Origin of the sequence: Streptomyces longispororuber, from assembly GCF_024448165.1 — a bacterium.
GTDB classification, from domain to species: domain Bacteria; phylum Actinomycetota; class Actinomycetes; order Streptomycetales; family Streptomycetaceae; genus Streptomyces; species Streptomyces longispororuber_A.
In genome coordinates this window covers 1-10,945 of sequence record NZ_JAMOLN010000279.1, presented here as the reverse complement: position 1 = coordinate 10,945, position 10,945 = coordinate 1, and the positions used below count along the sequence as shown (strand labels likewise).

Annotated in this window: 10 protein-coding genes; 6 read left to right on the top strand and 4 right to left on the bottom strand. The window is 72.6% G+C overall.

The genetic code is table 11. The annotated features are described in order from the left end of the window. Window positions 1-667: phosphotransferase (locus tag M4J07_RS43455; RefSeq protein WP_255982022.1), on the top strand; the 667-nt coding region annotated here is incomplete at its 5' end. Here M4J07_RS43455 and M4J07_RS43450 read toward each other — a convergent pair. From M4J07_RS43450 to M4J07_RS43440, 3 genes are all read right to left on the bottom strand, one after another. After that, complete coding sequence (locus M4J07_RS43450) at window positions 621-1,319, bottom strand: gamma-glutamyl-gamma-aminobutyrate hydrolase family protein (protein ID WP_255982020.1); 699 nt, start codon at window positions 1,317-1,319, stop codon at window positions 621-623. The genes M4J07_RS43455 and M4J07_RS43450 overlap by 47 nt on opposite strands. Window positions 1,320-1,348: 29 nt before the next feature. Further along, a complete protein-coding gene (eat, locus tag M4J07_RS43445; RefSeq protein WP_255982018.1) occupies window positions 1,349-2,791 on the bottom strand; it encodes an ethanolamine permease in 1,443 nt (480 codons plus the stop codon). A gap of 112 nt (window positions 2,792-2,903) precedes the next feature. Continuing rightward, window positions 2,904-3,656, bottom strand: coding sequence for a FadR/GntR family transcriptional regulator (locus tag M4J07_RS43440; RefSeq protein ID WP_255982015.1), 753 nt, complete (start codon window positions 3,654-3,656; stop codon window positions 2,904-2,906). A gap of 88 nt (window positions 3,657-3,744) precedes the next feature. Here M4J07_RS43440 and M4J07_RS43435 point away from each other — a divergent pair, with 88 nt between their 5' ends. Genes M4J07_RS43435 through M4J07_RS43415 form a run of 5 tightly spaced genes read left to right on the top strand, consistent with a single transcriptional unit; the run spans window position 3,745 to window position 9,528 of the window. Continuing rightward, a complete protein-coding gene (locus M4J07_RS43435; RefSeq protein ID WP_255982013.1) occupies window positions 3,745-5,115 on the top strand; it encodes a glutamine synthetase family protein in 1,371 nt (456 codons plus the stop codon). Between the two features lie 10 nt (window positions 5,116-5,125). Then, window positions 5,126-6,484 (top strand): aldehyde dehydrogenase family protein, encoded by a 1,359-nt coding sequence (locus M4J07_RS43430; RefSeq protein ID WP_255982011.1) that lies wholly within the window; start codon window positions 5,126-5,128, stop codon window positions 6,482-6,484. 7 nt (window positions 6,485-6,491) lie between these two features. Then, window positions 6,492-7,274 carry a 3-oxoacyl-ACP reductase gene (locus M4J07_RS43425; RefSeq protein WP_255982008.1) on the top strand — a complete coding sequence of 261 codons (783 nt, stop codon included), beginning with the start codon at window positions 6,492-6,494 and terminating at the stop codon, window positions 7,272-7,274. Between the two features lie 33 nt (window positions 7,275-7,307). Further along, complete coding sequence (locus M4J07_RS43420; RefSeq protein WP_255982006.1) at window positions 7,308-8,588, top strand: haloacid dehalogenase-like hydrolase; 1,281 nt, start codon at window positions 7,308-7,310, stop codon at window positions 8,586-8,588. A 28-nt stretch (window positions 8,589-8,616) separates the two neighbouring features. Next, entirely contained in the window at window positions 8,617-9,528 is a 912-nt protein-coding gene (locus tag M4J07_RS43415; RefSeq protein ID WP_255982003.1) for a DUF2510 domain-containing protein, read from the top strand. Window positions 9,529-9,568: 40 nt separating this feature from the next. Here M4J07_RS43415 and M4J07_RS43410 read toward each other — a convergent pair whose 3' ends face one another. Beyond that, window positions 9,569-10,771 (bottom strand): amino acid deaminase/aldolase, encoded by a 1,203-nt coding sequence (locus tag M4J07_RS43410; RefSeq protein WP_255982000.1) that lies wholly within the window; start codon window positions 10,769-10,771, stop codon window positions 9,569-9,571. Window positions 10,772-10,945: the final 174 nt, after the last annotated feature.

The window sequence follows — 10,945 nt, the reverse complement described above, 5'->3', positions numbered from 1 at the left end:
CGCCTTCGCGGACGTCGAGGGCCGCCAGCCCCAAGTGCCCTGGGACGGCGCGGAGTTGCGGCGTGTCCTGGACGCGGTCGGCGAGCTGTCCCGCAGGCTCACCCCCGCCCCGCTCGCCGCCCCCCGCGTCGCCGACGCCCTCGGCGGGAACTTCGACGGCTGGCGCCGGCTCGTCGACAAGGGCCGGGTCGACGGCGCGGACCTCGACCCCTGGACCGCCCGCAACGCGCCGGCCCTCGCCGAACTGGCCGCGCCCTGGGCCGAGTTCGCCACCGGCGACACCCTCGCCCACGCCGACCTGCGCGCCGACAACATGCTGCTCACCCCGGAGGGCGTCGTCTTCGTCGACTGGCCGCACGCCGTGCGCGCCGCCCCCTGGTTCGACCTGCTCCTGATGCTGCCGTGCGTCCGCGCCCAGGGCGGCCCCGACCCCGAAGCCCTGTTCACCGAGCACCCGCTGGGCCGGGCGGCCGACCCGGACGGCGTCACCCGGTGCCTCGCCGGACTGGCCGGCTACTTCCTGGCGCACGCCGCGCGCCCCGCCCCGCCGGGCCTGCCGACGCTGCGGGCGTTCCAGCGGGCGCAGGGCGAGGCCGCCGTCGGCTGGCTGCGGCAGCGCCTCAGAAACCGTGGGGCGTCGAAGCCGCTCGTACCAGGCCTTCGGTGACCCGGGCGTCGTCGCCCATCTCGGGGTGCCACTGGACGCCCATCACCCAGGACATGCCGGGGAGTTCGACCGCCTCGACGGTGCCGTCGTCCGCGTGCGCCGAGGCGACCAGGCCCCGGCCGAGCCGGTCGACCGCCTGATGGTGATAGGTCGGCACGTCGGACGGCTCCGGCACCAGGTCCCCGAACCGGGTCCCGGGCACCGACGTGACCGTGTGCCGTCCGAACACCCCGGTCTCCTTCACATGGCCCTCGACGTGCTGCGTCAGGGTCCCGCCCAGCGCGACGTTGAGCAGCTGCATGCCGCGGCAGATTCCGAGCAGCGGCGTGCCCGAGGTCAACGCGGCCCGGATCAGGGCGAGTTCCCAGGTGTCCCGCTCGGCGGCCGGCGGTCCCGTCCGCGGGTCGCGCTCGGCGCCGTAGCGGTCGGGGGAGACGTCGGGGCCGCCCGCGACGATGACCCCGTCGAGCCGCGCCACCACCGACGGCGCGTGCTTCGGGTCGTCCGGCGGCACCATCGCGGCGAGCCCGCCCGACGCCTGCACGAGCTGCGGGTATCCCACGGGCAGCAGCGCCGCGGGCAGCTCCCACACACCCCAGCGGGCGTTCTTCTCCAGGTAGGTGCTGATGCCGATCAGCGGCCTGCTCACCATGGTGCCGTGCTCCCCAACCTCACTCGTACTCATTCCCGTGCCAGCTCCGCCTCCGCCGCGGCGAGCGCGGCGAACTCCTCCTCCGGCGCCCGTGCCACCAGCCGCTTGCGGCTGTACGCGCCGAAGTACCCGACGGCGACCGCGTACACGCCGAGCGCGATGAGCGCCGCCGTCACGTCGACCAGGAAGGTCGCCACGAGCGCCGCACACGCGAGGACCAGCGCCACCGAGGACGTGAGCACACCGCCCGGCGTACGGTACGGCCGCGCGAGCCCCGGTTCCCGGCGCCGCAGCACGATGTGCGACAAGGACATCAGAGCGTACGAGATCGTCGCGCCGAACACCGCGACGTTCAGCATGCGGGCACCGTCCCCCGTCGCGGCGGCCAGCGCAAAGCCGATCGCACCCGGCACGAGCAGTCCGAGGTAAGGCGCCTTGCGCCGGCTCGTCAGGGACAGGAACCGGGGCAGGTACCCCGCCCGGGACAGGGCGAACAGCTGCCGCGAGCCCGCGTAGATGAGGGAGAAGAAGGACGCCACCAGGCCCGCGAGGCCCGCGTAGTTCACGATGCGGCTCCACGCCGTCGCCTCGCCGCCCGGCTGCAGCGCCGCCACCAGCGGGTTGCCCGCCTCCTGGAGCGCGGCGGAACCGCGCGCCCCCGCCGACGCGAAGAACGTCAGCAGGGCGAGGACCACCAGGATCGCCATGGACCAGCGGATCGCCCGCGGCAGCGTGCGCGCCGGGTCCTTCGTCTCCTCGGCCGCCAGCGGCACCCCCTCCACGCCCAGGAAGAACCACATCCCGAACGGGAACGCCGCCCAGATCCCCAGCACCCCCATCGGGAGCCAGGAGTTGGCGCCGAACGCGGAGCCGTCCACCGGGATGTCGTTCAGCCGTGACGCGTCGAAGTCCGTGAACGCCGCCACGGCGAACACGAGCAGCGCCGCCACCGCGATCCCGGTCACCACGAAGCTGAACCGCAACGCCTCGCCGACGCCCCACAGGTGGATGCCGATGAAGACGACGAAGCAGGCCAGGTACACCGGCCAGCCCGACGTGAGGCCGAAGAGGCCGAGCGACTCGACGTAGTCCCCGATGAAGATGGAGATGGCGGCCGGAGCGAGGACGTACTCGATGAGGATCGCCGTGCCCGTGAGGAACCCGCCCCACGGCCCGAGCGCCCGGCGCGCGAAGCCGTAGCCGCCGCCCGCCGTCGGCAGCACGGAGGAGAGCTCGGCGAGCGAGAACACCATGCAGGCGTACATCACGCCCATCAGGGCCATCGCGATGGCCAGCCCGCCGAACCCGCCCTCCGCGAGGCCGAAGTTCCAGCCCGAGTAGTCACCGGAGACGACGTAGGCGACGCCGAGCCCGGTCAGCAGCAGCCAGCCCGCGCTGCCCCGGCGCAGTGTCCTGCGCTCCAGATAGTCGTCGCCCTCCACGGGAAGGGATTTCTGGGTGTCCACGGTCATGCGCGACTGCTCCCCGGTCCGGATCGGACGTGCAATGGAATGGATCCATACCTTTGCGGGGAGCGTGCGCACAAAGCAAGCCCCGTGCGTTACCCGGGTGTTAAGCCTCGCCTCACGTCAGGAAGCCGCGCAGCAGGGCGGCCGTGCCCGCGCAGTGCTCGCGCGTCATCTCCCGTGCCCCGTCCGCGTCCCCGTCGAGCACCGCCTCCACCAGGGCGGTGTGCTGGCGCTGCGAATGCTCCAGGTTCCGTACCAACAGCGGGATGCAGTCCAGGAGGTCGTTCACGGTCGCGCGGACCGCCGCGTACTGGGCGGCGAGGGAGGGGGAGCCGCACAGTTCGGCCAGGGTGAGGTGGAACAGGGTGTCCCGGCGGCGGTAGTCCGCGAGCGGGGCGTCGTGCGTGTCGGCGAGCGCCGCGCGCAACCGCCCGGCCCGCTCGTCGTCGAGCCCGTGCGCCGCGCAGAGCCCGGCCGCCCCCACCTCCAGGACCTCGCGGAAGCGCAGCACGTCCTCCACGTCCACGCCCCGGATGCGGCGCCGCAGCTCGTCCTCGCCGGCCGCCTCCGGTCGCGGCAGCACGAACGTGCCGCCGTACCGCCCGCGCCGCGACTCGACGAGCCCCTGGTCCTGCAGCACCTTCAGGACCTCCCTCAGCGTCACCCGGCTGATCCCGAGCCGGTCCGCCAACTCCCGCTCCGACGGCAGCCGTTCGCCGCCCGGCACCAGACCGAGCCGGACGACCTGGAGGACCTGTTCGAGCGCCTCCTCGAAGCCGTTGCCCGCCCGCACCGGACGCAGCACCGTCGCGAGACCGCCGTCGGCGCCCGCGCGCCCGGCGTCCTTCACGGGTTCCCCGTGCGACATGAGGTCCGACCCCCTTCCCAAGCAATGGTTCTGAGCAATACCTTATGGCTATCGGCCGACCAGAAGCATCCCCAAGGAGGCTTTTCCCGTGGCAGACCGCACACCCCCGCTCGCCGTCGAGGAGCTGCACGCCCTCGTCGCGAGCGGCGAGATCGACACTGTCGTCCTGGCCTTCCCGGATATGCAAGGGCGGCTCCAGGGCAAGCGGTTCGCCGCCCGGTTCTTCCTCGACGAGGTCCTGGAGCACGGCACCGAGGGCTGCAACTACCTCCTCGCGGTCGACACCGACATGAACACGGTCGACGGCTACGCGATGTCCTCCTGGGACCGCGGCTACGGCGACTTCGCCATGCGCCCCGACCTCGCCACCCTGCGCCGCGTCCCCTGGAACGAGGGCACGGCGATGCTGATCGCCGACCTCACCTGGGAGGACGGCTCGCCCGTCGTCGCCGCGCCCCGGCAGATCCTGCGCCGCCAGCTGGAGCGGCTCGCCGAGCTCGGGCTCACCGCCCAGGTCGGCACCGAGCTGGAGTTCATCGTCTTCAAGGACACGTTCGAGCAGGCGTGGGACGCGAACTACCGCGGACTCACCCCGGTGAATCAGTACAACGTCGACTACTCCGTCCTCGGCACCGGCCGCATCGAGCCGCTGCTGCGTCGGATCCGCAACGAGATGGCGGGCGCGGGCCTCACCGTCGAGTCCGCCAAGGGCGAGTGCAACCCGGGCCAGCACGAGATCGCGTTCCGCTACGACGAGGCCCTCGTCACCTGCGACCAGCACGCCATCTACAAGACGGGCGCCAAGGAGATCGCCGCGCAGGAGGGCGTCTCGCTCACCTTCATGGCGAAGTACAACGAGCGCGAGGGCAACTCCTGCCACATCCACCTCTCGCTCGCCGACGCCGACGGCCGCAACGCCATGGCGGCGCCCGCAAAGGGCCACGGCGGCATGACCGACCTCATGCGGCACTTCCTCGCCGGCCAGCTCGCAGCCCTGCGCGACTTCTCCCTCCTCTACGCCCCGAACATCAACTCCTACAAGCGGTTCCAGCCGGGCTCCTTCGCGCCGACCGCCGTCGCCTGGGGCCACGACAACCGCACCTGCTCGCTCCGCGTCGTCGGCCACGGCCGCTCCCTGCGCTTCGAGAACCGGCTGCCCGGCGGCGACGTCAATCCGCACCTCGCCGTCGCCGGACTCGTCGCGGCCGGCCTGTACGGCGTCGAGCAGAAGCTCGAACTTCCTGACGCCTGCCCAGGGAACGCCTACACCGCCGAGTACGCGCACGTCCCCACCACCCTCCGCGAGGCCGCCGAGCTCTGGGAGAACAGCCCCATCGCCAAGGCCGCCTTCGGGGACGAGGTCGTCGCCCACTACCGCAACATGGCGCGGGTCGAGCTCGACGCGTTCGACGCCGCGGTGACCGACTGGGAGCTGCGCCGCTCCTTCGAACGCATGTGAGGATCGCCCGTTGAGTGAGCTGCTCCACGTACTGAACCCGGCGACCGAGGAGGTCGTCGCGACCGTCCCGGCCACCACCCGCGCGGACGTCGACGCCGCCGTCGCCCGGGCCCGCGCCGCACAGACCGGCTGGGCCGCCGCGGCCCCCGCCGACCGGGCCCGCCTCCTGCGCCGCTTCGCGGCCACCGTCGACGAACACCTCGAAGAACTCGCCCGGTTGGAGGTCCGCGAGGCCGGCCACCTCATCGGCAACGCCCGCTGGGAGGCGGGCAACGTCCGCGACCTCCTCGACTACGCGGCCGGTGGCGTCGAGCGGCTGAACGGCCGGCAGATCCCGGTGGCGGGCGGCCTCGACATCACGATCCTCGAACCGCTCGGCGTCGTCGGCGTCATCGCCCCCTGGAACTTCCCGATGCCCATCGCGGCCTGGGGCACCGCCCCCGCCCTCGCGGCGGGCAACGCGGTCCTGCTCAAGCCCGCCGAGACGACCCCCCTCACCGCGCTCAGGCTCGCCGAACTGGCCCTGGAGGCGGGCCTGCCCGAGGGCCTCTTCCAGGTCCTGCCCGGCGAGGGCCCGGTCGCCGGCGACGCCCTCGTCGAGCACCCGCACGTCGCGAAGATCGTCTTCACCGGCTCCACCCCGGTCGGCAGGTCGATCATGGCCAAGTGCGCCGACCGCGTGAAGCGCGTGACCCTCGAACTCGGCGGCAAGAGCCCGAACATCGTCTTCGCCGACGCCGATCTCCGGGCCGCCGCCGACCCGTTCGCGTTCCTCGACAACTCCGGCCAGGACTGCTGCGCCCGCACCCGCATCCTCGTCCAGGAATCGGTGTACGAGGAGTACACCGAGCTGCTCGCGGACGCCGTCCGCGCCGTCGTCGTGGGCGACCCCGCCGACGAGAAGACCGGGATGGGCCCGCTGATCTCGCGCCGCCAGCTGGACCGCGTACGGCACTTCGTGCCCGACGACGCCCCCGCGATCCGCGGCAGCGCCCCGACCGGACCCGGGTTCTGGTTCCCGCCGACCGTGCTCACCGGCGAGGCGCCCGACGCGCCCGCCGCGCGCGAGGAGATCTTCGGCCCGGTCGCCGTCCTGCTCCCCTTCACCGACGAACAGGACGCCGTCCGCCTCGCCAACGACACCTCCTACGGCCTCGCCGGCTCCATCTGGACCCGCGACGTGGGCCGCGCGCTGCGCGTCTCCGGCGCCGTCCGCGCCGGGAACCTCTCCGTCAACTCGCACTCCAGCGTGCGCTACTGGACCCCGTTCGGCGGCTACCAGCAGTCCGGCCTCGGCCGCGAGCTGGGCCCCGACGCCCTGACCGCCTTCACCGAAACCAAGAACGTCTTCATCAGCACGGAGGCATGAGAGCCCTATGACCGAAGAGATCATCTGCCGCCGCCTCGTCGGCCGCACCGCCGTCATCACCGGCGCCGGCAGCGGCATCGGCCTGGCCACCGCGCGCCGCCTCGCCTCCGAGGGCGCGCACGTGGTCTGCGGCGACATCGACGCGACCGCGGGCAAGAAGGCGGCCGAGGAGGTCGGCGGCACCTTCGTCCAGGTCGACGTCACCGACGCCGAGCAGGTCGAGGCCCTGTTCAAGGCGGCGTACGACACGTACGGCTCGGTCGACATCGCCTTCAACAACGCCGGCATCTCGCCCCCCGACGACGACTCGATCCTCGACACGGGCCTGGAGGCGTGGAAGCGGGTCCAGGAGGTCAACCTCACCTCCGTGTACCTGTGTTGCAAGGCCGCCATCCCCTACATGCGCGAGCAGGGCAGGGGCTCCATCATCAACACGGCGTCCTTCGTGGCGCGGATGGGCGCGGCCACCTCGCAGATCTCGTACACCGCATCCAAGGGCGGCGTGCTCGCCATGTCCCGCGAACTGGGCGTGCAGTTCGCCCGCGAGGGCATCCGCGTGAACGCCCTCTGCCCGGGACCGGTCAACACCCCGCTCCTGCAGGAGCTGTTCGCCAAGGACCCGGAGCGGGCGGCGCGCCGCCTCGTGCACATTCCGGTCGGCCGGTTCGCCGAGGCGGACGAGATCGCGGCCGCCGTCGCGTTCCTCGCCAGCGACGACGCCGCATTCGTGAACGCCACCGACTTCCTTGTGGACGGCGGGATTTCGGGCGCGTACGTCACGCCTCTGTAGGGGACCCGTCAGATAGGTGTACGGTCCCCAGGCATGCGTAACAGAAATGTTGCCGCGTGGACTTCGGCCGTGGTCACCGCACTGGTGGCCACGGCTCTCGTCTCTCCTGCGGCCGCCGCCACGTCCGCGCCCACCACCGACCGCGCCTGCCCGCAGCTGTCGAAGAAGCTGCCGTGGTACGGCGAGAACCGGGCGAAACTCCAGCGCATGATCGACGAGCGGGGAACCTGCCACGGCCACCACGGCCCGCGCCCCGTCGCCGCCTTCGACTGGGACAACACCGTCTCCAAGAACGACGTCACCGACGCCACCATCGCCTGGGCGCTCAAGCACGACAAGATCCTGCACCCCGCGAGCTGGCAGAAGTCCAGCAAGTGGATGACCGACGACGCCGCCAAGGCGCTCACCACGGCCTGCGGCACCGGCGTCCCCGTCGGCGCCCCGCTGCCCACCTCCACCGACACCGACTGCACGGACGAGATCTTCAACATCCGCGAGTCCGGGAAGACCATGAGCGGCGCCGCCGCCTTCGCGGGCGACTGGAACCACCGGCGCACCGTGCCGCAGTACGCCTGGGTCCCGCAGCTGTTCGCCGGGCACACCGTCCCCGAGCTGGAGTCGTACGCGGCCGCCGCCAGGTCCGAGGCCCTCGCCGCCCCCGTCGGCGCCACCCAGCAGCTCGGCACCCACACCATCCCCGGCTACGTCCGCTACTACGAGCAGCAGCGCGACCTGATCCGCACGCTCCAGAAGGCCGGCTTCGACGTCTACATCGTGTCGGCGGGCTCCGAGCCCGTGACCGAGGTCTGGTCGAAGGGCGTCGGCATCGACCGCGAGCACACCGTCGCCATCCGCTCCGTGCTCGACTCCAGGGGCCGGATCACCACCTACAACGAGGGCTGCGGAGGCGTCGGCCGCACCCAGGGCGAAGCCATCCCATACATCGACGGCAAGCGCTGCTGGATCAACCAGGACATCTACAAGATCAAGGGCAAGTCGGCCTGGGACGAGCAGCGCTGGGGCAAGCGGATCGCGCTCGGCGGCGGGGACGCCGACACCGACGTGACCTTCGTCGGCGACGCCACCGGCGCGCACCTCGTCCTCAACCGGAACAAGAACGAGATCATGTGCCGGGCCTACGACAACGCCGACGGACGCTGGGTCGCCAACCCCATGTTCATCGAGCCGCTGCCTTGGAAGACCGGCACGTACCCGTGCTCGACGGCCTCCTACAACAAGCCGGAGGGCGGTTTCGGGCCGTTGCTGCGCGACGACGGCTCGGTCGTGCCCGATCAGGTGGACTCGGTGTACTGATCTTCCGGGCGCGGCCTACAGTGCCCGGATGAGCAGTCCCGCGTCGCCCCCGCCCGGCTGGTACCCGGACCCGAAGGCCCCGTCCACCGAACGCTGGTGGGACGGGGCCGCGTGGACCCAGCACCGCAGGCAGCCGCAGACCCCGGTCCCGATGGCACCACCGCCGCCGGGCGGGGGCCGCGGCAAGGTCCTGGCCCTGGCCGCGGCGGGGGTCGCGCTCGTCGCGGCGATCGTCACGGGCGTCGTCCTCGTCGTCAACGACGGGTCGGACGAGCCCGCGGCACGGAGCGCGACCACGACCGCCGCACCCGAGACGTCCGAGCCCCCCACGCAGCCCTCGACGAGCAGCGCGGCCCCGTCCCCCACGGAGGACGCCTCCCGCGCCACCGACCAGCTCAACGGCATCACGCTGCCCGTGCTCGACGGCTGGGAGAAGGCCAAGTACGTCGCCGACCACGACGTCCTCATCACCACCCCGCTCACCTACACCTGCCCGTTCGACGACGGCGTGTGCCGTCGCGGCACCGTCGCCACGAGCACCGTGACCGGCACGGACGAGAAGGACCTGGCGGACCTCGCCGCGAAGGACGTCGCCGACGCCGCCGACCTCGCGTACGACACGAACGCCGTGGGGCAGCGGCCCTTCGGCGGGATGAAGTCCCACAAGGTCGTCGCCGCCCGGCAGCTGGCGGTCGCCGGGCGCGCGGGCTACCTCGTGCGCTGGAAGGTGACGACCGCCAAGGGGCCCGGCGGCTACGTCCAGTCGGTGGTGTTCCCGTCCAGCGTCGGCTCCCAGGCCCTGGTGGCGGTGCGCTGCACCCTCGACGCGAGCGCCGAGGCGCCGCCGCTCGCCGACCTCGACAGGATCGTCAAGGGCATCAGGCCGCTGGGCGGCGCGGGCGGCGGGGGAGTGGGCAGCAGCGTCGGCCCGGACGACTGAGCCGACCGAGCCGACCGAGACCGCTGAGACGACTGGCCGGCTACAGGAACGTGTAGCCCTCGCCGCGGTACGTGGGCACCGTCTCGGTCACCGCGTCGCCCCGCACCAGGTGCAGCACCTCGAACCGCTCGCACAGCTCACCGGCCTTGGCGTGCCGGAACCACACCTTGTCCCCGATCAGCAGATCGTCGGCGGGCGCCCCCAGCAGCGGCGTCTGCACCTCGCCGGGACCCTCCTGCGGGTCGTAGCGCAGTCCCTCCGGCAGATACGGCACCGGCAGCCGGTCGGCGCCCGCGGCACCCGACGCCGGATACCCGCCGCCCAGCACGGTCACCACGCCCACCCCGGGCCGGCGCACCACGGGCTGCGCGAACAGCGCGGCCGGACGCCCGCTGAACGACGTGTAGTTGTCGAAGAGCCGCGGCACGTACAGGCCCGAACCGGCGGCGATCTCGGTGACGGCGTCCTCCGCGGCGGTGTGCTGCACGCTGCCCGTGCCGCCGCCGTTCACGAACTCCAGGTCCGGGGCGACCGCTCGCACGGCCCGCACCACCTCGGCGCGCCGCACCGCCAGCTCCTTGCGGGCCGCCGCCTGCATCAGCCGGACCGCCCGGGACCGCAGCGGCCGCCCGGCGACCGAGTCGCCGACCCCCGCCACGTGCCCCTCGTACGCCATGATCCCCACGAGCCGGAACCCGGGACGCTCACCCACCGTCCGCGCCAGCTCCGCCAGTTGGGACGGCGTCCGCAACGGCGAGCGCAGCGCCCCGATCCGGACCTTCCCGCCCAGCACCTGCCACGACGTGTCGAGCTCCAGGCAGACCCGGATCTCCTCGCGTCCGCCGTCCCGGGCGTCGTCGATGAGCCGCAGCTGCGCCGGATCGTCGACCATCACGGTCACCGCGGCGGCCAGCTTGGGGTCGTGGGCCAGCTCGGCGAACCCGGCCCGGTCGGCCGACGGATAGGCGAGCAGCACGTCGTCGAACCCGGACCGCGCCAGCCAGACCGACTCGGCCAGCGTGAACGACATGATCCCGGCGAAGCCCTCGCGGGCCAGGACCCGTTCGAGGAGGGCGCGGCACCGCACGGACTTGCTGGCGACCCGGACCGGCTTGCCGCCCGCCCGTCGCACGAGATCGTCGGCGTTGGCGTCGAAGGCGTCCAGATCGACGATCGCCACGGGGGCGTCGAGGTGTGCGGTGGCCCGGTCGAAGCGGGCCCGGTCGGCGGCGCGCGGTGTCATGGCCGAAGCCTGCCAGACCCGATTACCGCAGGGTAGAGGGACGATCCGGGCAGATCGGCCGAGCCTGCGGACTGGTTGTCCCCTGACCTGGCCGGGCCCGTTAGAGTGACGCGCACGCAGGCTGAGGAAACGGGGAGGCATGAGCACGGAAGCCCGACGTGTCCCGCCACGCCC